Raw genomic sequence first — 21,911 nt, forward strand, 5'->3', positions numbered from 1 at the left:
GTGTCCCGGGCGGGGGGGTTGCGCGACAGTCCTATACAGAGTCCGGACATCGACGGGGAGGACTCTGTGATGCGTACCCGCGCAATCTTGGTGCCGCTGCTGGTCACGGGCCTGGCGGCCGCCGGGCTGGCCGCACCGGCCCAGGCCGAGGCACCACCGCAACCACCGGGGGTGGCCGCCGCGCTGCCGTCCGGGTGGCAGATCACCGACAGTCCGGACGGGCCGCGGCTCGTCTGGACGGCCGCCGAGCGCGTGCCGATGGGCGACGCGGCGGTCGAGTTCTGGGCGGGCGGCAAGCCGCTCGGCCGGCCGCTCGCCGACCGGGGGCACCGCACGTTCACGCTGGACGCCGCCGGCCTCGGGATGCGGGAGCTGCGCTCGCTGGAGGTGCGCGCCGCGGGCCGCCGGCTCGACGCCGCCGCCCCGCAGGCCGCCGCCCGGCGCGCCGCGCTGCCGCCGATCGACCTGCCGCCGCCCGCACAGCGGCACACCGTCGACCCCGGGCAGCCGGGGCCGTACCGGACCACCACCGGCGAGTACACCGTCACGCCCGTCGCGCTGCCCGGCTTCGCGCAGCCCGTCGAGATGCAGGGCGTCGTCGTCGCGCCGCGCGGCGCGCCCGGCAGCCGGCCCCTCGCGCTGTTCCTGCACGGCCGCCACTACACCTGCTTCGAGGGCGACGACCCGGAGAAGATCACCGGCGACTGGCCGTGCGCGCCCGGCGCCGAGCCGGTGCCCAGCCACCGCGGCTACCTGCAGGCCCAGCGGCTGCTGGCCTCGCAGGGGTACGTGACGGTCTCCATCTCCGCCAACGGCATCAACGGCCAGGACTACCAGGCCGAGGACGGCGGCGCCCAGGCCCGCTCGTCGCTCGTGCGCCACCACCTGGCCCGCTGGGCGGACTGGGCCGGGGCCGGCCGCGCCGGCGCCCCCGCCGCGGTGCGCGCCGCCCCGCCCGCCGACCTCGGCCGGGTGTTCCTCGTCGGGCACTCCCGCGGCGGCGAGGGCGTCAACCGCGCCGCCATGGACAGCCTCACCCCGCCGCCCGCCGTCCCGGCGAGCCCGGTGCAGGACGGCTACCGCGGCCCGGTCCGCTGGTCCATCCGCGGCACCCTGCTCATCGGCCCGACGATCTTCGGCCACAACCCGGCCCCCGACGTGCCGTCGGCCACCATCCTGCCCGGCTGCGACGGCGACGTCTCCGACCTGCAGGGCCAGCAGTACGTCGACGCCACCCGCGGCGTCAGCCGCGGCACGGCCCTGCACAGCGCCATCTACCTGATCGGCGCCAACCACAACTTCTTCAACACCGAGTGGACGCCGGGCCAGTCGGTCGCGCCGTCCTTCGACGACTTCTACAGCGGCGACGAGCCCGACCCGGTCTGCACGCCCGGCCACGCCCGGGCCCGGCTCACCGCCGCGCAGCAGCAGACCGCCGGCGCCACGTACATCGCGGCGGCCGCGCGGCTGTTCGTCACCGACGACGACCGGGTGCTGCCGCTGTTCGACGGCTCCGGCGTCCGCGCCCCGTCCGCCGATCCGGCGCGCGCCCTGACGCACGCGCTCGGCGGCGCCCGCACCCCGTTCGTGACGCCCGCGGAGCGCACCCGGGTCACCGGGGCGCGGCTGTGCGACCAGGTCACGACGTGCCTGGACCGGGAGAAGGACGCGCAGTCGCCGCACTTCATCCCGTTCGGCTGGTTCGGCGCCGAGCCGGGCCGCACCGCCGTCGCCCTGTCGTGGCGGGCCGCGGGCGGCCGCGTCACGGTGGCCGGCCGCACCGCCGACCTGTCCCGCGACAGCTCCCTCGCGCTGCGCGTGGCGGTGCCGCCGAACAGCGCCGAGACCCGCTTCACCGTCGCGGTCAAGGACTCCCGCGGCCGCCGCGCCACCCTCGGCACGGTGCGCCTGAAGGGCCTGCCGGCCGGCCCGTACTCGGCCGCGGTGTGGGGCCAGGAGCTGCGGGTGAAGCTGCCCGCGAAGTCCCGCGCCGACCTGCGCCGCATCACCACGCTAGAGCTGGTCCCGCAGACCCGTAACGGGCGGGCGTGGCTGGTCGACGCGCACGGCCGCCGCGCCGGCACCCCGCCGCCGCGCCCGGTCGCCCTGCCCCGGGTGGACATCGGCGACCTCACCGTCGACGAGGGCGACTCGGGCACCCGCACGTACCGGGTGCCGATCCGGGTGACCGGCAGCGGCACCGGCGCGGTGCGCCTGTTCATCACCACCGGCGACCGGATCACCACCCGGCTGGCCGGGGTCCGGCCGGGGCAGCGCGAGATCCGCGTCGACGTCCCGGTCACCGGCAACACCCGCTACGGCGGCGACCGCACCCACGAGGTCGCCGCGAAGGCCGTCCGGGGCACGGTGGTCGGCGACTACACCGGCGGCGTGTACGTCCGCGAGGACGACCCGATGCCGACGATCACCGTCTCCCCCGTGGCCAACGCCGTCACCGAGGGCGGGAGCCTGAGCTGGCGGTTCACGCTGTCGCAGGTGGCCGACACGGAGGTGTGGGGCGTCCTGGTGCCGCGCGTGCCGGACCTCGGGCCGGAGCTGTCCAGCGTGGACGTCGACCCGGACTGGTTCAGCGAGAACGCCTACGAGGACCCGGCCCCGGCCCGGCCCCTGTCGGGCACGCGGCTGGAGCTGCTGATGCTGGTGCCGGCGGGCGCCCGCAGCGTGGACGTCGCCGTGCCGACCGTCGCCGACACGGCGGCCGAGCCGGCCGAGCACGTCCGGTTGCAGCTGATGACGTGGCCGGACTTCTCGTCGGACCCGGTGCCCGGGCCGGAGTTCGTCGGCACGGTCACCGACCGCCGCTGACCGCACGGGAGCGGGCCACCGGTCGTGCCGGTGGCCCGCTCCTCCGCGTCACACCCGCTAGACCGTCCTAGGATCATGGGCCGGGACCGGCTCCCGCGGCGCCTCGGCGGCCGAGGCCGGGTCCGGCACCGTGCGGGCCGCCGTGGCGAACGCCGCGAGCAGCAGCAGCGGGCCGGTCACCCCGATCAGGCCGAGCCCGAGCAGCAGGAACGCCGCCAGGCCGGCCACCGTCAGCGCCGGCACCCACCAGCGCACCACCCGGTCGGCGGCCGCGCCCGCCGTCACCGCGATCAGGCCGAGCAGGCTCAGCGCCATGCCGGGCAGCGCCCAGCCCAGCGAGAAGAACGGCAGGCCGCCGAACGCCTCCGAGACGCGGTCCGCGGTGGCCGGGTCGAGGACCTGGCGGGCGGCGAGGTCGGCGGAGTCGCCCACCATCAGCGCGCTGAAGTTGATCAGGGCGACGGCCGTCACCCCGCCGGCCACCATGGTGAAGCGGCGGCCGCGGGCGGCCAGGCCCAGGACCGCCGGCACGAACAGCACCCACCCCAGGTGCAGCAGGAACGCGCTGATCTGGGTCTGCACGGGGTGCGCGACGGAGTCGGCGACGTCGCCGGTGACGTCCGGGACCGTGGCCATGCCCGCGGCGAACGACAGCGGGGCGGCCACCATGCACACCCGCGCGGCGCGCCGCCGGAACCGGCCGTAGGAGTCGGGCTCGGCGGCGGCGCCCGCGGCGCCCGCGCCGCCCCGCACCAGCTGCCGGGCCGCCGCGGTGTAGCCGACCGCCATCACGGCCGGGCCGATGAGGCACAGCGGGACAGGCGAGATGGCGAAGACGAAGTACAGGGCGGTGCCGGCCAGCGCCGTCGCCGCCGCCCACCAGCGGATGACGCCCGCGCGGGCCGCCGCGAGCGGCGCGAGCAGCAGCGCGAGGCCCCAGCCGAGCAGGCCGGGCCACTGCCAGCCGGCCACCGTCCAGGTCAGCCCCTGGAAGCGGGTGTCGACGGCCTCGACCTGGGCGTCGGGCAGGGTCTGCTCGAGGGCGAGCAGGAAGAAGTCGAAGGCCATCAGCGCCGAGAACGTGGTCAGGCCGACGACCACCGCCACCCACGCGACGCGGGCCAGGGCGGCGCCGCGCCGGCGCACCCCGGCGAGCAGGCCCAGCAGGCCGGGGACGAACAGCACCCACGCCCAGTGCAGCAGCAGCGAGTGCCACTGCACCGCCGTGGGGTGGGCGCGGTAGACGCCGTAGCCCTGGTCGTCGCCCAGGGCGGGGTCGACGCCGGTGGCGACCGCCAGCAGGATCGGGGCGGCCACCAGGCAGCCGGCCGCAGCTCTACGCCACATCGTGGCCTCCTTGAGGATCGGGTTCGGCGACGGACGCTACGGACGCCCGGCCGCGGGGTAACCCGTACGCGGGCGGAACGGCCGTCCCCCGGGCGGCGGACGCCGTGTCCCCCGCGAGGCGGGCGAGTCCGGCGGGCGGCGCCCGTACCGTCAGGGGGTGCGCCGCATTCGCCCGATGGACTACGCCCTGGCCGGGGCGTTCGCCGCGTTCGCGCTGGTCGAGGAGCTGCTGGTCCGGATGCCCGGCTGGTGGTGGCCGTACGTGCTCGTCGTCGCGGCGGCCCTCGTGGCGGCCCGCCGGGTGCTGCCGCTGAGCGGGCTGGTGTTCGCGATCGCGACGAGCCTGCCGTACTTCGCGGGCCGGGAGGAGGTGACGTTCCGGCTGTGGCAGGTCGTGGCGATGATGATCTCCGCGTACACGCTGGGGTCGCTGTTCCCGCCCCCCGGCCGGGACCGGGCGACGCGGCTCCGGGCCGGCGCGGGCGCCGCGCTGCTGGCGGCGCAGGCGCTGAGCTACTGGACCCTGGACCCGACCGACCCGATGGCGGCTTTCCTGTTCCCGGCGGCGCCGTACGGCCTCGGCATCGCCGTGGCCGCGCAGGCCCGCCGGCTGGGCGAGGCGGCCGAGGCGCAGGCGGCGGTGCGCGAGCGGCAGGCGCGGGCGGCCGTCACGGAGGAGCGGGTGCGGCTGGCGCGCGAGCTGCACGACCTGGTGGCGCACAGCGTGACGGTGATGGTGGTGCAGGCGGGCGCGGTGCGCCGGCGGCTGGACGCGGGCCTGCCGGTGGACCCGGAGCTGCTGCGCGGCATCGAGGAGGCGGGCCGGGACGCGGTCGGCGAGCTGCGCCGCACGCTGGGGCTGCTGCGGGGCGAGGGGGCGCCGGACGCCCCGGCCGGGCTGGACCGGCTGGACGAGCTGGTCGCGCAGGTGCGCGAGGCGGGGCTGGCGGTGACGGTGCGGCGCACCGGCGAGCCGGTGCCGCTGCTGCCGGCGGTGGACGTGTCGGCGTACCGGATCGTGCAGGAGGCCCTGACCAACGTGCTGAAGCACGCCGGGCCCGCGTCGGTCACGGTCGGCATCGGGTACGGGCCGCGCGGGCTGGAGCTGACCGTGGAGGACGACGGCCGCCCGGCCGCGGCGCCGCACGGCGGCGGGCAGGGGCTGATCGGGATGCGGGAGCGGGTGGGGATGTTCGGCGGCGAGCTGTCGGCGGGCCCGCGCGACGGCGGCGGTTTCGCCGTGCGCGCCCGGCTGCCGGTGGCGGCGGTGGCATCCCGGTGAGCATTTCCGTCGTCATCGCGGACGACCAGCGGATGCTGCGCACCGGGCTGCGCATGGTGATCGAGACGGAGCCGGACCTGGCGGTGGTGGGCGAGGCGGGCGACGGCGTGGAGGCGGTCGCGCTGGCCCGCCGGCTGCGCCCCGACGTGGTGCTGATGGACATCGCGATGCCCCGGCAGGACGGCCTGGCGGCGACGCGGGCGCTGCTGGCCACGCCCGACCCGCCGCGGGTCATCGTGCTGACCACGTTCGACACCGACGAGAACCTGTTCAACGCGTTGCAGGCCGGGGCGAGCGGGTTCCTGCTGAAGGTGTCGTCGCCGGAGCACCTCATCACGGCGATCCGGGTGGTGGCCGGCGGCGAGGCGCTGCTGGACCCGGCGGTGACGACCCGGGTCATCGAGGCGTTCGCGCACCGGCCCGGGCCGACGCCGCCCGCCGCGCTGGGCGACCTCACGCCGCGCGAGACGGACGTGCTGCGGCTGCTGGCGCGCGGGCTGTCCAACGCGGAGATCTCGGCGCAGCTGGTGGTGGGCGAGGCGACGGTGAAGACGCACGTGGCGCGGGTGCTGATGAAGCTGGGGCTGCGCGACCGCGTCCAGGCGGTGGTGTTCGCCTACGAGTCGGGGCTGGTCCGGGCCGGCGGCTGAGCGGCGGCGGCGGCCGCGGCGGGCTCGGGCACCGCCGGCGCCTCGGGGCGGCGGCGGCCGGCCGCGAGCACCGAGCCGGCCAGGATGAGCGCGAACGCCACCACCATCTGCACCGTCACCGGCTCGTCCAGCACCAGCGCGCCGGCGGCCACCGCGACGGCCGGGTTGACGTAGGTGATGACGACGGCGCGCGGCCCGCCCACCTCGCGGATCAGCGAGAAGAACAGGACCATGGCCAGCGCCGTGCACACCAGCGCGAGGGCGGCGAGGGCGACCAGCACGTCGGCCGCGGGCCACGCCGAGGGCCAGGTGACGACGGCCGCGGGCGTGTACACGACGGTGGCCACGGCGAGGCAGACGGCGGTCAGCGGCAGCGACGGCACGTCGGCGAGGTGACGCGACGCGATGATCGGCGCGACGGCGTAGCAGACGGCGACGATCAGCACCTCGGCGATGGGCCAGGGCGCGCCCCCGGCCAGGGCGGGCCCGGCGAGCACGGCGACGCCGCCGAAGCCGACGGCCAGGCCGGCCCAGCGCAGCGGCCCGAGCCGTTCCCGGTCGCCGGTGAGCCGGGCGGCGACCACCGCGACGACGGGCGTGGCGGCGATCAGCAGCCCGGTGAGCGAGCTGGTGATGTGCTGCTCGGCGTCCGACAGCAGGAACCACGGGACCATGATCTCGATGGCGGCGAAGGCGAGCACGGGCCGCCAGTGCCGGCGCACCCCGGCCAGGGCGTTGCCGCGCAGGGCGAGCGGCAGCAGCACGGCGGCGCCGACGGCGGTGCGGGCGAACACCAGCACGGGCACCGGCAGGCCCTCGACGGCGATCTTGATGAGCAGGTACGGGATGCCCCAGATGAGGCTCATCGCCGCGAACAGGATCCAGCCCCGGCGGCTCACGCCCGGCCCCGCGTCGTCGTGGTCATGCCGCCAACCTACGGCCCCGCCGGGCTGGAACGGCAGCCGCGGGCCCGGCACGATGGTCGGTGTGAGACCCCTGCTGCACTTCACCCCGCGCACCGGCTGGATCAACGACCCGCACGGCGTCGTGCACGCCGACGGCCGCTACCACCTGTTCTTCCAGCACAACCCGGCCGGCTCGGTGTGGGCGGAGGCCATCCACTGGGGGCACGCCGTCTCGGACGACCTGCTGACGTGGGAGGAGCTGCCCGTCGCGCTGTCCCCGGACGGCGGCGAGGCCGGCTGCTGGTCGGGCTCGCTGGTGCTGGACGGCGGCGAGCCGGTGCTGTTCTACACCCGGGTGCGGCAGCCGGACTGGGCGGTGGGGCAGGTCGCCGTGGCGCGCGGGTCGAAGGACCTGGAGACGTGGCGGCGCGAGCCGGTCGACGCGGTCGTCCCCGGGCCGCCGCCGGAGCTGGGCGTGACCGCGTTCCGCGACCCGGCCGTGTGGCGGGCGGGCGACGGGTGGCGGATGCTCGTCGGGGCCAGCCTGGCCGGCGTCGACGGCGCCGCCCTGCAGTACTCGTCGGACGACCTGCTGGGCTGGCGGTTCGACGGGGTGGTCGCGCAGCGCCCCACCACGGCCCGCGAGGGCACCCGCACCGGCGCGATGTGGGAGTGCCCGCACCTGTTCGAGCTGGACGGCTCGTGGGTGCTGCTGTTCAGCGTGTGGGCGGACGAGACGCTGCACCACGTGGCGTACGGCGTCGGCGACTACGACGGGGTGGCGTTCACGGCCCGGTCGTGGCACCGGTTCGGCCACGGCGAGCAGATGTACGCGACCACCACGTTCCTGGACGCCGACGGCCGCCGCTGCGTGCTGTCCTGGCTGCGCGAGCACGCGGACGCCGCGCCGGGCGACCGGGCGGGCGCGCACAGCCTGCCGTGGGTGCTGAGGCTGGACGGCGACACGCTGGTGGCGACGCCGCACCCGAATCTGTGCGGTGAGCCCGCCCCGCCGGCGGGCGCCCTGGGCCCGGCCGCGCAGGTCGTGCTGGCGGCCGACGGCCCCGCCACGGTGACCCGCGGCGCCCTGACGCTGACCACCGACCCGGCCGCGGGCACGGTGACGGTCGCCGAGGGCGGCGCGCCGCGCCTGACGATGCCGTGGGGGCCGCGGGTGCGGCTGATCGTGGACGCGGACATCGTCGAGGTGGCCGTCGACGGGGTGGCGGGGGTCGGCTCGACCCGCTGCGCCCCGGAGCCGGACGCGCCGCTGGCCGTCGAGGGCGGCACCGTGGCGGTGACCCGGTACTAGAGCGGCCAGTTGCCGAGCGCGGTGTCGAGCCACGGCACGACGAGGAACACGGTCGGCAGCACGAGCACCCCGGCCGCGGCGGCGAGCACCGCCGCCGCGAGCCGCCGGTCGGGGCCGGGGGCGCCGGGGCGCAGCCGTTCCAGCCGGCGCCGGCGTTCGGCCTGCTCGTCGCGGCCGCCGTCGGTCTCCGGCGTGGTGGTCGCGTCGCCCATGGTGGTCAGGGCGTCGCGCAGGGCGGCGTCGCCGTGGGCGCGCCGGGCCGCGTCGTCGGCGAGCATCTCCAGCAGCAGGTGGACGGCGTCGAGCGGGCGGCGGCTGCGCAGCGGCCGGGGCACCGCCCGGTGGAACGCGGTGAACGACTCGGTGACCAGGTCGTGCCGGCGGCGCAGGTGCGCCTGCTCGTGGGCGATGACCGCGGCGACCTGCTCGGCGGTCAGCACCTGCAGGGCGCCGTCGCTGACGACCACGCGCGGCGAGCGGCCGGGCAGGCAGTAGGCGAACGGCAGGGGGCCGTCGAGGACGCGCACCTCGTCGGTGAGGCCGGCGCGGCGCTCGGCGCGGTCGAGCAGGTCGACGAGCGTGCGGTGCCGCTCGCGGCGGGCCCGCGAGCGGTACATGACGCCGCCGAGGCACCACAGCAGGCGCACGACGATGACGGCGGCGACGGCGAGCGCGCCGATGAGCGCCGCCTCGGCGCCGCGCCCGGTGGCGCGGACCAGCTCCTCGGGGGCGGCGAGCACCACGCCGACGGCCGACAGCACGGCGGCCAGGGTGATGGCCTGCCAGAGGGCGACGGCGGCGGCGGGCACGCGGGCGGTCCACCGGGCGCGGGCCAGCGGCCGGGGCACGAGCAGCGAGAGGGTCAGCCCGAGGGCGCCCAGCAGCAGCGCGGTCACGCGCTCAGGCGCGGTTCCGGGCGGCTTCCAGGGCGCGGCTCAGCGCGGCCGCGCCGTCGGGGCCGACCCGGCCGACGAAGTGCGCGAGGGCGGCGTCGCGGGCGGCGCCGTCGGGGGCGGAGCTGAGCGCGTCGAGCATGAGCGCGGCGGTCATCTCCTCGCGGGTCTGGGTGGCGGCGTACCGGTAGGCGCGGTCGGCGCGCTCCTGGGTGACGACGCCCTTCTTGGCGAGCCGGTCGAGCACGGTCATGACCGTGGTGTACGCGAGGTCGCGCTCGCGGCTGAGCCGGTCGAAGACCTGCCGCACGGTGAGCGGCTCGCCCGCGTCCCACAGCTGCGCCATCACGTCGCGTTCGAGGTCGCCGAGTCCCGCCATGCGTCCATCCTAGCGGCCCGTACGGACGCCGTCGTACTACGTGGCGTAGTATCTACTACGAGACGTCGTAGAGAGGGGCCTCCCGGATGGACGTGCTCGACCTGACCCGCCTCCAGTTCGCGGTCGTGACGATCTACCACTACCTGTTCGTGCCCCTGTCGATCAGCCTCGCCGGGGTCGCCGCCGGGCTGGAGATCGCCGGCCGGCGCACCCTGGCGATCTTCGTCGGCAAGCTGCTCATCGTGACGTTCGCCGTCGGCGTCGTCACCGGGCTCGTCCAGGAGTTCCAGTTCGGCCTCGGCTGGAGCGCGTTCGCCACCTTCTACGGCGACGTCTTCGGCCCCACCCTCGCCATCGAGGGCATGCTCGCGTTCTTCCTCGAGGCCACGTTCCTCGGGCTGTGGTACTTCGGCCGCGACCGGCTGCCCCGGGCGCTGCACGTCGCCACCATCGTCGTCGTGTTCGTCGGCACCCTGCTCAGCGCGTTCATCATCCTGGCCGCGAACTCGTTCATGCAGAACCCCGTCGCGTACACCCTGGACCCGGACACCGGCCGGGCCCGCCTCGACAGCTTCACCGGGCTGCTGCTCAACGAGGTCAACCTCGCCGCCTTCCCGCACACCATGGCCGGGGCCGCCATGGTCGGCGGCGCCCTGCTGCTCGGCATCGCGGTGTGGCGCCGCGCCGACGCCGGGTTCGCCCCGCTCGCCCGCGTGGGCGCCTGGATCACCCTCGCCGGCGGGGCGCTGACCGCCCTCACCGGCGACCACCTCGGCAAGGTCATCACCCGGGTGCAGCCGATGAAGATGGCCGCCGCCGAGGCCCTCTACGCCACCACCACCGGCGCGCCGTTCTCCGTGTTCGCCGCCGGGCGCCCCGGCGAGGAGCCGTTCGTCAGCATCGAGATCCCCCGGCTGCTGTCGTTCCTGGTCGCGGGCGACCCGGACGCCACCGTGCAGGGCATCAACGACCTGCAGGCCCAGTACACCGCCGCCTACGGCCCCGGCAGCTACGTGCCGATGGTGCCCGTCGCGTTCTGGTCATTCCGGCTCATGATCGGCGCCGGGGTGCTCGCCGCCGTGCTCGCCGCCGCGTACCTGTGGTTCCACCGCCGCGGCGGCCTCCCGCGGTGGCTGCTGCAGGCGCTGCCGCTCGTGCCCGCGCTGCCCGCGCTCGCCAACACCTTCGGCTGGGTCTTCACCGAGACCGCCCGGCAGCCGTGGCTCGCCTTCGGCATCTCCACGACCGCCGAGGGCGTCTCCCCCGGCCTCACCGTGCCCGAGGTGGTCGCCTCACTGGCCGGCTTCACCCTCGTGTACGGGGTGCTCGCCGTCGTCTGGCTGCGCCTGGTGCGGCACCTGTCGAGGCAGCCGCTCGACCCCGCGCCCGCCCCGGCCCCCGCCGCCGAGTCCGCACCCGTCTACTGAGGAGCCCCGCGTTGATCGACCTGTGGTTCTGGCTCGTCGTCCTGTGCTGGGTGCTGTTCCTCGTCCTGGAGGGCTTCGACTTCGGCGTCGGCATGCTGGCCCCGCTGCTCGGCCGCGACGAGCACGAGCGGGCCGCCGCCGTGCGCACCGTCGGGCCGTTCTGGGACGGCAACGAGGTGTGGCTCGTCGCCGCGATCGGCGTCACCTACGCCGCCTTCCCCGCCTGGTACGCGGCGCTGCTCGCCGGCACGTACCTGCCGCTGGTGCTCCTGCTGCTGCTGCTCGCCGGGCGCGGCGTCGCACTGGAGTTCCGCGGCAAGGGCGACGGGGCGCGCTGGCGGCGCACCTGCGACGCGGTGCTGGCCGCCTCCTCCGCCGGCACCGTGCTCGTCCTCGGCGCCGTGCTGGCCGTGTTCGCCCGCGGCCTCGCCCTCGGCCCCGGTGGCACGGTCACCGGCGCCGGCCTCGGCCGCTCGCTCGGCGCGGTGCTGACATGGCCCGCCCTCGCCGGCGCCGTGCTGGCCCTGCTCGCGTCGCTGCTGCTCGGCGCCACCTTCCTCGCCCTGCGCACCACCGGGCCCGTCCGGCTGCGCGCCCGGCGGGCCGCCGGCGCCGCCGCCGTGCCGCTCGGCCTCGCCGGGTTCGTTCTCGGCCCGCTGCCCGGCCTGCTCACCGCGGCGGCGTGCGCGGCCGCCGCCCTGTGCGCGCGGTCCGGCCGCGAGGCCGCCGCCTTCGCGCTCACCGCGACCGGGGTGGCCGCCGCCGTCGTCGCCGTCCTCACCGCCAACGGCGACGTCGTGCTGCCGAGCACCCTCGACCCCGCGTGGTCGCTCACCCGCACCGGCGCCGCCGCCACCGACGGCGCGCTCGGCCTGCTCACCGCCGTCGGCGCCGTCGTCCTGCCCGGCGTGCTCGCGTACCAGGCGTTCTCGTACTGGGTGTTCCGCCGCCGCGTCGCCAGCGGCCGGGAGGCGACGTGAGCGGCCCGCTCGACCCGCGGCTGCTGCGCCGCGCCCCGGCGGCCGCCGCCGGGCTGGCCGCGCTCGGCGCCGCCCAGGCCGCCTGCGCGATCGCCGTCGCCGCCGCCCTCACCGGCCTGATCGCGTGGGGGTCGCCCTGGGCGCCGCCGCTGCTCGCCGCCGCCCTCGCCACCCGGGCCGCGCTCGCCTGGGCCGACCAGGTCGTCGCCCACCGCGCCGCCGCCCGCGTCACCGACGCCCTGCGCCGCGACGCCCTCGCCGCCGCCCTGCGCCACGGCCCCGCCTGGCTCGCCGGGTACGGCCCCGGCCGCCTCACCGCCGCCCTCACCACCGGCCTCGACGCGCTGCGCCCCTGGTTCGCCGGCTACCTGCCGTCGGTCGTCCTCGGGGTGCTGCTGCCGCCGCTGGTCGTGCTGCTGCTGTTCGCCGTCGACCCGGCGTCGGCCGTCGTCGTGCTGCTGACCCTGCCGCTCGTCCCGCTGTTCGGCGCCCTCATCGGCTGGGCCACCCAGCGCCGCGCCGCGGCCCGCTGGGCGGCCGGGGTGCGCCTCGCCGGCCACTTCCTCGACGTCGTCCACGGCCTCGGCACCCTGCGCCTGTACGGCCGCGCCCACCGCCAGGCCGCCGCCGTGGCCGCCATGTCCGACCGGCACCGCACCGCCACGATGGGCGTGCTGCGGGTCGCGTTCCTGTCGTCCACCGCCCTCGACCTCGTCGGCACCCTGTCCGTGGGCGTGGTGGCGGTCGGCGCGGGCGTCCGCGTCGCCACCGGCGACATGCCCCTCGCCCCGGCCCTGCTCGCCATCCTGCTCGCCCCCGAGGCGTACCGCCCCCTGCGCGAGATGGCCGCCCGCTACCACGCCACCACCGACGCGTCCGCCGTCGTCACCGACCTCGACGAGATCCTGCGCGCCACCCCGGCACCCCCGCCCGCCCCACCCGGCGGCCGGCCCTCCATCGTGGCCACCGGCCTGCGCGTACGCCACCCCGGCGCCCCCGCCGACACCCTCACCCTCGACCACCTCGCCGTCGCCCCCGGCGAGGTGGTGGCGCTGCGCGGCGCCAGCGGCGCCGGCAAGACCACCGCCCTGCGGGTCCTGGCCGGCCTGCAGACCCCGACGGCCGGCACGACCACCGTCACCGGCACCGTCCACTACCTCCCGCAACGCCCGGCCCTGCCCCACGCCCGCACCGTCGCCGACGCCCTGGGCGACGACCTCCCCCCGGCCACGGTGCGCCGCCTGCTGCACCCGGTCGCCCTCGACACCGAACTCCCCGACCCCACCACCCCCCTCGCGGACGACGGCCACGGCATCTCCTCCGGCCAGCGCCAACGCCTCGCCCTGGCCCGCCTCCTGCACGACGCCGCCCTCACCCCCGCCGTCCTCCTCCTCGACGAACCCACCGCCCACCTCGACGCCACCGCCGAACACAGGGTGGTGGACCTGCTGCGGTCGGCGGCTGCGCGCGGCTGCGCGGTCCTGGTGGTCGCCCACCGCCCAGCGGTCCTGACCGCCGCCGACCGCATCGTGGACGTGACCCGCCCGGCCCCTGCAGACGGGCCCTCACCCTCCGCCGCCTCAGCCGGACCAACCTCATCACCTCTCAACGCCGCTGGGCCCGACTTTTCTCCCACCGCCGCCGGGCTTGAGCCTTCCCCCACCACCTGGCCTGAGCCTTCCCCTACCGCCGCCGGGCCGGGCCCCTTCCCCGCCGCCGCCGGACCTCGCCCTTCCTCCGCCGCCGCCGGGCCGTCCACCACCACCGTGCCGGATCCTCTCGCCGCCGCCGGCGGGCCGGCCTCGTCACCCAGCGCGGCCATTGCCGCCAGCCCATCACCCATCACCGCGCCGTCCGTGGCCGGCAGGCGGCGTGGGTGGGGGGTCGCGGCTGTCGGGTTCGGGGCCGGGTCGTGGGTGGCCGGGGTGGTGCTGACCGCGGCCGCCGGGTGGTTGCTCGTGCGGGCCGCGGCGTTGCCGCCGATCCTCACCCTGTCCACCGCGGTGGTCCTGGTCCGCGGGTCGGCGGTGGCCCGGCCGCTGCTGCGCTACCTGGAGCGGCTCGTCGCGCACGACGTGGCGTTCGCGCGGCTCGGCGGGTGGCGGGCCGAGGTGTACGCGGCGCTCGTGCCCGGGGCCGGGCGGGTGCGGCGCGGCGAGGTGCTGACCCGCGCCGTCGACGACGTGGACGCCCGGGTCGACGGCCTGCTGCGGGGACGGCTGCCCGCCGCCGCGGCCGGGCTGGCGCTCGCCGCGGGCGTCGCCGCACTCGCCGCGGTCGCGCCGGCGACGGCCACGGTGGTGGCGGCGGGGTTCGCCGTCGCCGGGCTGCTCGCGCCCGCGCTGGCCGGGTGGCTCGCGGGGCGGCTCGACGCGCGCACCGGGCAGGCCCGGGCCGCACTGCGCGACGCCGTCGTCGAGACCGCCGCCGGCCTGGAGGAACTGGCCGGGCGCGCCGACGCGCTCGCCGTACCCGATCGGCGCAGCCGGGATCTGTCCACCCTGGAGTCGCGGGCGGCCTGGTCGTCGGGGGCGGCGGCCGCGCTCGCCCACCTGGGGTGCGCGGCGGCGGTGCTGGGCACGGCCGCCACGACCGGCGGCCTTCCGGCGGAGGTGGCGGCGCTGGTCCTGCTCGCGGTCGTGGCGCTCACCGAGCCCGCCCTCACGCTGCCGGAGGCGGCGGTGGCCCGGCGCCGGGCCCGCGGCGCCCACACCCGCCTCGCCACCCTCACCACCCTCACCACCCCACCGGCCGCGACCGCCCAGCCGGCCGCGACCACCGCGACCACCGCGGACGCACTCGTCCTCGACGGTGTCGTCGCCGGGTGGGATCCGCGCACACCCGCCCTCCGCGGCCTGACCCTGCGCATCCCCGCCGGCGGCAGCGTCGCCGTCGTAGGCCCGTCGGGGGCGGGCAAGTCGACGCTCGCCGCCGTGGCGGCCGGGCTGCTGACGCCGGCGGGCGGGCGGGTCCGGCGGGCGGGGCGGGTGGCGCTGGTCGGGGACGGGTTCGATCATGTCTTCGCGTCCACCGTGCGGGAGAACCTGCGGCTGGCGCGGCCGGGCGCCAGCGACGCGGAGCTGGTCGCGGTGCTGCGGCGGGTGCGGCTCGGCGAATGGCTCGCCGGGCTGCCCGCGGGGCTCGGCACGTGGCTGGGGACCGGCGGGGCGACGATGTCGGGCGGGGAGCGGCGGCGGTTCGTCACCGCGCGGGCGCTGCTCGTCGAGCCGGACCTGCTGATCCTCGACGAGCCGACCGAAGGGCTGGACGAGCCGGCCGCGGAGGCGCTGATGGCGGACCTGCTCGGCGCCGGCGGCCCGGCGGTGCTGCTGCTGACGCACCGGCAGGAGGGCCTGGACCGGGTGGACGCGGTGCGCGAGCTGGGGGCGGTCAGCCGTCCGTACGCCACTGCATGACGTTGCAGAACAGGTCGGCCTGCTCGATGGCGTCGTCGAGGGCGTGGTGGGTGTGCGGGCGGTCGCTGAGCAGCTCGCGCGGCATGGACCGCTTGCCGACGGCGCGGACCGGCACCCCGGCCCGGGTGGCGTACAGCGTCTTGACGTCGACGTGGCCGGAGTGGCCGAACGGCGAGCCGCCGGTGAACCGGACGTGGTACCAGTACACGAACATCCAGTCGAAGCCCAGCGGGTACGCCACGAACACCGGCCGGGCCCGGTGCCGGTCGGCGACGCCGGCGATCCAGGCGACGTTCGCGGCCATCGCCTCGGCGGGCGGGGCGCCGGTGCGGGCCAGCTCGTCGCGGTTCAGGCCGCTGACGGCGGCGGCCGCCGGCTCGAAGCGGTCGGAGATGGGGCGCAGCTCGCGGTAGAACGTGTCGGCGGCCGGGTCGAGGCGGGTGAACGTGGTGCCGTCGAACGTGGCGGCGGCCGCCATCCCGACCGACGACATGGAGTACGGGCCGGGGATGGGCCCGTCGGCCTCGACGTCGGCGGAGATGTACAGCTCGCGCGGCATGGCGGTCAGCCTACGATCGCCCCGGCGCGGGCGGCTGCCGGGAGAGCCGGCGATGGCTCAGGGGGCGTCCGGCGGGTGGTCCGCGAGTTCGTCGGTGACGAGCAGGTCGCGGCGGACCTGGCCGGTGCGGTACGCGGCGCGGCCCGCCATGTGCGCCGCCACCGGTGCCGTGACCAGCGCGAACGCGCCGACGAGCACGAGGGTGGTGATGTCGACGGCGGTGCGCAGCCGCAGCCCGCAGCCGATCAGCACGAGCAGCAGGCCGAGCACCTGCGGCTTGGCGGTGGCGTGCATGCGCGACAGCAGGTCGGGGAAGCGGACCAGCGCGATGCCCGCCGCGAGGCACAGCAGCCCCCCGCTGACGAGGGCGACGGCGGCGAGCACGTCGAGGACGGCGGTCACCGGTCCGGCTCCGCGGCGGAGGCGGGGGAAGGAGTAGCGGAGGGCGGGGCTGCGCCGGTGGAGAAGCGGGCGACGCTGACCGAGCCGACGAAGCCGAGCACGCTCAGCACCACGAGCACCGGCAGGGCGGTGGCGTCGCGGTGGTAGGCGGCGTCCGCGGCGACGGCGGCCACGATGATGGCGAGCAGCACGTCGGTGGCGATGACGCGGTCGAGGACGGACGGCCCGCGCAGGATGCGCACGAGGGTCAGTGCCCCGGCGAGTCCGAGCAGGACGGTGAGGCAGACGGCGACGGCTCTCATCGGGGTGCTCCCTCCGGGTCCAGGGCGGCGAGTTCCGCCGCCGAGCCGATGGCGCGCACGATGCGCGCCTCCAGGTCCAGCACCCCGGCGCGGGCGCGTTCGACGCCGGCGGGGCCGGTGACGCCGAGGACGTGCACGTAGAGGGTGCCGGTGCGCCGGTCGGCCTCGACGATGAGGCTGCCGGGGATCAGTGACACCGCCTCGGCGGTCAGCGTGAGGTTGAGGTCGGAGCCCACGCGCAGCGGCACGGCGATGATCGCGCTGCGCGGCGGCGGCCCGGGCCGGATCGCCAGCCAGGCGATCTGGGCGCTGGCGAGCAGCAGGTCGCGCAGGAACAGGGCGGTGAACACGGCGATCGGCCACGGCCGCAGGCGCCCGGCGAACGTGACGGGCGGCAGCGGGAACACGGCCAGCACGACGAGCGCCAGGACGATCCCGCCGGCGAGGGTGAGCGGGGTGAACGAGCCCCACAGCAGCAGCCACACGGCGACGAGCCCGGCGACGGCGACGATGCGGTTGCGGCGGCGCAGGCGCGGGGTCACGGGATCACCGCCGACACGTACGGGGTGCGCTGGAGCAGGTCCTCGGCGGCGGTGGCGCTGACGTCGAACAGCGGCCCGGCGACGAGCGTCAGCCCGGCGCCGAACACCACCAGGGCCAGCGTGGAGCCGACCATCATGCGCGGCATCAGCCGGGTGGGGCCGGGGGCGGGCAGCGACGGGTGCGGGGTGCGCCAGAAGGCGAGGTTCCACACCCGGGCGATGGCGTACAGGGTGAGCAGGCTCGTGACGACGCCGCCGGCGACGAGCGTCCAGGCCAGCGGGCCGCCCGTCTCGACGCCGGCCTGCAGCAGGCCGAGCTTGCCGAGGAAGCCGCTGAACGGCGGGATGCCGGCCAGGTTGAGCGCGGGCACGAGGAACAGCACGGCCAGCAGCGGCGACACCCGGGCCAGCCCGCCGAGCCGGTCGAGCGCGGTGGAGCCGCCGCGGCGCTCGACGAGGCCGGCGGCGAGGAACAGCGTGGTCTGCACGACGATGTGGTGCACGACGTAGAAGATGGCGCTGGACAGGCCGAGGCCGGTGCTGAGGCCGACGCCGAACAGCATGTAGCCGATGTGGCTGATGAGGGTGAACGACAGCAGCCGCTTGAGGTCGGCCTGGGCGACGGCGCCGAGGATGCCGACGACCATCGTCAGCAGCGCGACGATCATCAGCAGGTCGGCGACCCGGCCGCCGGGGAACAGCAGCGTCTCGGTGCGGATGATGGCGTACACCCCGACCTTGGTGAGCAGCCCGGCGAAGACGGCGGTGACGGGCGCGGGCGCGGTCGGGTAGCTGTCGGGCAGCCACGCCGACAGCGGGAACACGGCCGCCTTGATACCGAACGCGAGCAGCAGCATGGCCTGCAGCACCAGGCGCAGGCCGTCGGGCAGCGCGTCGAGGCGGCCGACGAGCTGGGCCAGGTTGAGCGTGCCGGTGGCGGCGTACACGAGCCCGATGGCGGTGAGGAAGATCAGCGAGGAGAGCAGGCTGACCACCACGTACGTGGTGCCGGCCCGGATCCGCGGCGCGGTGCTGCCGAGGGTCAGCAGCACGTACGAGGCGACGAGCAGGATCTCGAAGCCGACGTACAGGTTGAACAGGTCGCCGGACAGGAACGCGTTCATGACACCGGCGGTGAGGATCAGGTACGTCGGGTGGTACACCGACAGCGGCGTCTCCTCGTCGCCGTCGGCCATGCCCTGGCCGATGGAGTAGACGAGCACGCACAGCGTCACGGCGGCGGACACCACGCACATGAGCGCGGCCAGCTGGTCGGCGACGAGCACGATGCCGAGCGGCCCCCAGCCGCCGACGGCGACGACGAGCGCGCCCTCGCCGGTGGCCAGCCACAGCAGCGCGCACGCCACGACGAGGGTGGCGGTGAGCACGGTGAGGCTGACGGTGCGCTGGGCCCGGGGGCGGCGCACGAGCAGCAGGGTCAGGGCCGCACCGAGCAGCGGCATGACCACGGGCAGCGGGACGAGCCACGTCATGCGCTGCCCCGCACGTGCTCGTCGGAGGTGTCGGCGGTGCCGGGTCCCTCGTCGCGCTCGGCGAGCACCATGATGCGCCGGTCCTCGACGTCGTCCTGCACCTCGTCGTGGCCGACCAGGTGGCGGCTGCGGTAGGCGAGGGCGAGCAGGAACGCGGTCATGCCGAGGGTGATGACGATGGCGGTGAGGATCATGGCCTGGGGCAGCGGGTCGCTCATGCCCTCCTCCGGGGTGGCGCCGACGATCGGGGCGTCGCCGGCCCGGCCGCCGAGCAGGATCAGGACGTTGGCGCCGTGGCCGAGCAGGATCACCCCGATGAGGACGCGGGTGAGGCTGCGTTCCAGCAGCAGCGTGACCCCGGTGGCGAACAGCACGCCGACGAGCAGCACGTACACGAGGTTGGGGGTCACGCGGCCTCCTCCGGTTCGGACATCTGGCGGTCCATCTCGGCGCCGAGGCTGCGCAGGATGTCGAGCACGAGCCCGACGACGATCAGGTACACCCCGATGTCGAAGAACGTGGACGTCACCAGGTGGACGTGGCCGAGCACCGGCAGGTGCAGGTCCACGATGGCGCTCTGCAGGATCTGCCCGCCGAACGGCAGCGCGGCCAGGCCGGTGCCGACGCTGACGAACAGCCCGGTGCCGAGCACCTTGCCGGCGTCGACGGGCGCGGCCGCGTTCAGCTCGTCGCGGCCGCCGGCCAGGTAGCGCACGGCCAGGGCGAGCGCGGCGACGAGGCCGCCCGCGAAGCCGCCGCCGGGCGCGTCGTGCCCGGAGAACAGGAGGTACAGCGAGAACAGCACGATGACGTGGAAGATCAGCCGCGTCACCACCTGCAGCACGATGGACTGCTGGGCGGCGCCGGTGGCGGTGCGCAGCCAGCCGGTGCCCGGGCCGGGCGGCGGGGCGGGCGCCCGCTGCCGCAGGTCCGCCGAGCGGCGGAAGATGAGGCTGGCGACGCCGGTCGCGGCGACCACCAGCACGGAGATCTCGCCCATGGTGTCCCAGGCGCGGATGTCGACGAGGATGACGTTGACGACGTTGTCGCCGCCGCCGTACGAGACGGCCAGGTCGGGGAAGCCGAGGCTGACCGGCCGCGCCTGCCGGCCGGCGGCCGCCACGTACGCCATCGCGGCGGCGACCGCGCCGACCGCGACGCCGATGGCGACCCGCACCAGGCGGCTGCCGCGCAGCGGCCGCTCGGAGAACGTGGCGGGCAGGCGGCGCAGCACCAGCACGAACATGACGATCGTGGCGGTCTCGACGAGCGCCTGGGTGAGCGCCAGGTCGGGCGCGCCGTGCAGGATGAACAGGACCGCGACGGCGTACCCGGCGACCCCGACGAGGATCATGGCGGTGAGCCGCCGGTGGGCGCGGGCCGCGCCGATCGCGGCGACGGCGACCACCGCGCCGACCACGGCCTGCAGCGGGGTGTCCCAGGGGCGCAGCGCCACCGGCCACGGGGCGCCGGCCAGCAGCGCCACCCCGGCCAGCACCACCATGACCAGCAGGATCACGCCGAGGTAGAACGGCAGCGAGCCGCGCTGGGTGGCGCCGGTCAGCTCGACGGCGAGCCGGTCGACGCCGTGCATCAGCCGGTCGTAGGCCGCGGTGCCGGCGGGCGGACGCTCGGCGGCGTCGCGCGAGCGCCGCCGGGTGGCGGCGAAGACGGCGGCCCCGGCCGTGACGGCCACGGCCGACAGCCCGAGGGGTACGGACAGGCCGTGCCACAGCGCCAGGTGGTAGCCGGGGCCGGGCAGCCCGGCCGCGTACGGGGCGAGCAGCCCGTCCACCACGGGCGCGGCCAGGCCGGCGGCGAGCCCGGCGGCGGCGAGCAGGGCGGCGGGGGCGAGCAGCGCCGGCCCGGGCGGCAGCGCCTCCGACGGCTTGGCGCCGCCGAACGCGCCCCACACGAAGCGGGCGCTGTACGCGACGGTGAGCGCGGACCCGGCGACGAGCCCGGCCAGCACGGCGGTGTCCAGCGGCGCGCCGGTGGCGAACGCGGCGAACACGGCCTCCTTGCCGACGAACCCGGCCAGCGGCGGCAGCCCGGCCATGGACGCCGCGGCCAGCACGCCGACCGCCGCCAGCGCGGGCATCCGCCGCCCGAGGCCGGACAGCTCGCGCAGGTCGCGGGTGCCGGTGACGTGGTCGACGACGCCGACGACCAGGAACAGGGCGCTCTTGAACAGGGCGTGCGCCAGCACCATGGCGGCGCCGGCGAGCGCGGCGGTGCGGGTGCCGGTGCCGAGCACCGCCACGAGCAGCCCGAGCTGGCTGACCGTGCCGTACGCCAGCAGCAGTTTCAGGTCGTGCTCGCGCAGCGCGCGCCACCCGCCGTACAGCAGGGTGGCCAGCCCGGCGGTGACCGCGACCGCCTGCCAGACCGCGCTCACGGCGAACGCCGGGGTGAGCAGCGCGACCAGGAAGACGCCGGCCTTGACCATCGCGGCGGCGTGCAGGTACGCGCTGACCGGGGTGGGCGCCGCCATCGCCGCGGGCAGCCAGAACTGGAACGGCACGAGCGCGGACTTGCTGAGCGCGCCGAGCAGGATCAGCACGGCCGCCACGGTGAGCAGCGGACCGGACGGCAGGTCGCCCGCGATCACCGACCAGCGGTACGACCCGGCGTGCTCGCCCAGCACGATGAACCCGACCAGCATCGCCAGCCCGCCGAACGTGGTGACCAGCAGCGCCTGCAGGGCGGCCCGCCGGCCGGCCCGGCGGGCGGCGTCGTGGCCGATGAGCAGGTACGACAGGACGGTGGTGAGCTCCCAGAAGACGTAGAGCAGCAGCAGGTCGTCGGCGACGACGAGCCCGAGCATGGCCCCGGCGAACGCGACGAACAGCGCGGCGAACCGGCCCAGCCCCGCGTCGTCGGGGGCGAAGTAGCGGGCGCTGTAGGCGAGCACCAGCGCGCCGACGCCGCCGACCAGCACGACCATCAGCCGCCCCAGCGCGCCCATGTGCAGCGCCACCTCGAGGCCGAGCTGCGGCACCCACGGGTGGGTCTCGGTGGCGGTGGCGGTGGTCAGCGCCCAGCCGAGCGCGGCGGCGGGCGCCAGGGCGAGCAGGTAGAGGGCGCGCCGGCCGAGCGCCCGCACCAGCGACGGGGCGAGGACGGCGGCGAGCGCGTGGACAGCCAGCAGTACGAGCACACGCCCCCCAGGCGGTAGCCCCGCGCGGTGGGGGCA

At 76.7% G+C, this 21,911-nt stretch carries 18 protein-coding genes; 7 read left to right on the forward strand and 11 right to left on the reverse strand.

What is annotated here, in order from left to right; all coding sequences use genetic code 11:
• The first annotated feature begins 69 nt into the window (after window positions 1-69).
• Window positions 70-2,826 carry a hypothetical protein gene (locus Sya03_RS23965; protein ID WP_203940650.1) on the forward strand — a complete coding sequence of 919 codons (2,757 nt, stop codon included), beginning with the start codon at window positions 70-72 and terminating at the stop codon, window positions 2,824-2,826.
• A 57-nt stretch (window positions 2,827-2,883) separates the two neighbouring features.
• Here the strand turns inward: Sya03_RS23965 and Sya03_RS23970 are convergent, their stop codons facing one another.
• Window positions 2,884-4,173 carry a hypothetical protein gene (locus Sya03_RS23970; RefSeq protein WP_203940651.1) on the reverse strand — a complete coding sequence of 430 codons (1,290 nt, stop codon included), beginning with the start codon at window positions 4,171-4,173 and terminating at the stop codon, window positions 2,884-2,886.
• 157 nt (window positions 4,174-4,330) lie between these two features.
• Here Sya03_RS23970 and Sya03_RS23975 point away from each other — a divergent pair, with 157 nt between their 5' ends.
• The gene (locus tag Sya03_RS23975; RefSeq protein WP_203940652.1) at window positions 4,331-5,455 is read left to right on the forward strand and encodes a sensor histidine kinase; all 1,125 of its coding nucleotides are present in this window, start codon (window positions 4,331-4,333) and stop codon (window positions 5,453-5,455) included.
• Window positions 5,452-6,105, forward strand: coding sequence for a response regulator (locus Sya03_RS23980; RefSeq protein ID WP_370872073.1), 654 nt, complete (start codon window positions 5,452-5,454; stop codon window positions 6,103-6,105). Before Sya03_RS23975 ends, Sya03_RS23980 begins: the two co-directional genes overlap by 4 nt.
• Here Sya03_RS23980 and Sya03_RS23985 read toward each other — a convergent pair.
• A complete protein-coding gene (locus tag Sya03_RS23985) occupies window positions 6,072-7,004 on the reverse strand; it encodes a DMT family transporter (protein WP_203940653.1) in 933 nt (310 codons plus the stop codon). The two genes, Sya03_RS23980 and Sya03_RS23985, sit on opposite strands and share 34 nt — an antisense overlap.
• An 88-nt stretch (window positions 7,005-7,092) precedes the next feature.
• On the opposite strand from Sya03_RS23985, the gene Sya03_RS23990 reads away from it, so the two are divergent.
• Entirely contained in the window at window positions 7,093-8,322 is a 1,230-nt protein-coding gene (locus Sya03_RS23990) for a glycoside hydrolase family 32 protein (protein WP_203940654.1), read from the forward strand.
• Here Sya03_RS23990 and Sya03_RS23995 read toward each other — a convergent pair.
• Window positions 8,319-9,218 (reverse strand): M56 family metallopeptidase, encoded by a 900-nt coding sequence (locus Sya03_RS23995; RefSeq protein ID WP_203940655.1) that lies wholly within the window; start codon window positions 9,216-9,218, stop codon window positions 8,319-8,321. The two genes, Sya03_RS23990 and Sya03_RS23995, sit on opposite strands and share 4 nt — an antisense overlap.
• Window positions 9,219-9,222: 4 nt before the next feature.
• Complete coding sequence (locus Sya03_RS24000) at window positions 9,223-9,594, reverse strand: BlaI/MecI/CopY family transcriptional regulator (protein ID WP_203940656.1); 372 nt, start codon at window positions 9,592-9,594, stop codon at window positions 9,223-9,225.
• 86 nt (window positions 9,595-9,680) lie between these two features.
• Between Sya03_RS24000 and Sya03_RS24005 the strand changes: the two genes are divergently transcribed.
• The 3 genes from Sya03_RS24005 to cydC are packed head-to-tail and all read left to right on the forward strand — an operon-like array spanning window position 9,681 to window position 15,417.
• On the forward strand, window positions 9,681-11,021 hold the full coding sequence (locus Sya03_RS24005) for a cytochrome ubiquinol oxidase subunit I (RefSeq protein ID WP_203940657.1): 1,341 nt from the start codon (window positions 9,681-9,683) through the stop codon (window positions 11,019-11,021).
• Between the two features lie 11 nt (window positions 11,022-11,032).
• A complete protein-coding gene (gene cydB / locus Sya03_RS24010; protein WP_203940658.1) occupies window positions 11,033-12,001 on the forward strand; it encodes a cytochrome d ubiquinol oxidase subunit II in 969 nt (322 codons plus the stop codon).
• Complete coding sequence (gene cydC, locus Sya03_RS31650; RefSeq protein ID WP_203940659.1) at window positions 11,998-15,417, forward strand: thiol reductant ABC exporter subunit CydC; 3,420 nt, start codon at window positions 11,998-12,000, stop codon at window positions 15,415-15,417. Before cydB ends, cydC begins: the two co-directional genes overlap by 4 nt.
• Here the strand turns inward: cydC and Sya03_RS24020 are convergent.
• From Sya03_RS24020 to Sya03_RS24050, 7 genes are read right to left on the reverse strand one after another with little or no spacing between them, the layout of a single operon-like run.
• A complete protein-coding gene (locus Sya03_RS24020) occupies window positions 15,392-15,976 on the reverse strand; it encodes a 3'-5' exonuclease family protein (RefSeq protein ID WP_203940660.1) in 585 nt (194 codons plus the stop codon). The genes cydC and Sya03_RS24020 overlap by 26 nt on opposite strands.
• A 57-nt stretch (window positions 15,977-16,033) precedes the next feature.
• Window positions 16,034-16,378 carry a monovalent cation/H(+) antiporter subunit G gene (gene mnhG, locus Sya03_RS24025; protein WP_203940661.1) on the reverse strand — a complete coding sequence of 115 codons (345 nt, stop codon included), beginning with the start codon at window positions 16,376-16,378 and terminating at the stop codon, window positions 16,034-16,036.
• Window positions 16,375-16,680 carry a monovalent cation/H+ antiporter complex subunit F gene (locus tag Sya03_RS24030; RefSeq protein WP_203940662.1) on the reverse strand — a complete coding sequence of 102 codons (306 nt, stop codon included), beginning with the start codon at window positions 16,678-16,680 and terminating at the stop codon, window positions 16,375-16,377. The genes mnhG and Sya03_RS24030 overlap by 4 nt, the downstream gene beginning before the upstream one ends.
• Window positions 16,677-17,222 (reverse strand): Na+/H+ antiporter subunit E, encoded by a 546-nt coding sequence (locus Sya03_RS24035; protein ID WP_203940663.1) that lies wholly within the window; start codon window positions 17,220-17,222, stop codon window positions 16,677-16,679. Before Sya03_RS24035 ends, Sya03_RS24030 begins: the two co-directional genes overlap by 4 nt.
• Window positions 17,219-18,715, reverse strand: coding sequence for a Na+/H+ antiporter subunit D (locus Sya03_RS24040; protein ID WP_203940664.1), 1,497 nt, complete (start codon window positions 18,713-18,715; stop codon window positions 17,219-17,221). The genes Sya03_RS24035 and Sya03_RS24040 overlap by 4 nt, the downstream gene beginning before the upstream one ends.
• A complete protein-coding gene (locus Sya03_RS24045) occupies window positions 18,712-19,125 on the reverse strand; it encodes a Na(+)/H(+) antiporter subunit C (RefSeq protein ID WP_203940665.1) in 414 nt (137 codons plus the stop codon). The genes Sya03_RS24040 and Sya03_RS24045 overlap by 4 nt, the downstream gene beginning before the upstream one ends.
• Complete coding sequence (locus tag Sya03_RS24050; RefSeq protein WP_203940666.1) at window positions 19,122-21,875, reverse strand: Na+/H+ antiporter subunit A; 2,754 nt, start codon at window positions 21,873-21,875, stop codon at window positions 19,122-19,124. Before Sya03_RS24050 ends, Sya03_RS24045 begins: the two co-directional genes overlap by 4 nt.
• Between the last annotated feature and the right edge of the window lie 36 nt (window positions 21,876-21,911).

Origin of the sequence: Spirilliplanes yamanashiensis (assembly GCF_016863475.1) — a bacterium.
GTDB classification, from domain to species: Bacteria; Actinomycetota; Actinomycetes; order Mycobacteriales; family Micromonosporaceae; genus Spirilliplanes; species Spirilliplanes yamanashiensis.

Coding starts and splice junctions, on each gene's coding strand:
- Sya03_RS24005 (WP_203940657.1), top strand. CDS start 9,681: ATGGACGTGCTCGACCTGACCCGCCTCCAGTTCGCGGTCGTGACGATC.
- Sya03_RS23970 (WP_203940651.1), bottom strand. CDS start 4,173: ATGTGGCGTAGAGCTGCGGCCGGCTGCCTGGTGGCCGCCCCGATCCTG.
- Sya03_RS24030 (WP_203940662.1), bottom strand. CDS start 16,680: ATGAGAGCCGTCGCCGTCTGCCTCACCGTCCTGCTCGGACTCGCCGGG.
- Sya03_RS24020 (WP_203940660.1), bottom strand. CDS start 15,976: ATGCCGCGCGAGCTGTACATCTCCGCCGACGTCGAGGCCGACGGGCCC.
- Sya03_RS24040 (WP_203940664.1), bottom strand. CDS start 18,715: ATGACGTGGCTCGTCCCGCTGCCCGTGGTCATGCCGCTGCTCGGTGCG.
- Sya03_RS24000 (WP_203940656.1), bottom strand. CDS start 9,594: ATGGCGGGACTCGGCGACCTCGAACGCGACGTGATGGCGCAGCTGTGG.
- Sya03_RS23965 (WP_203940650.1), top strand. CDS start 70: ATGCGTACCCGCGCAATCTTGGTGCCGCTGCTGGTCACGGGCCTGGCG.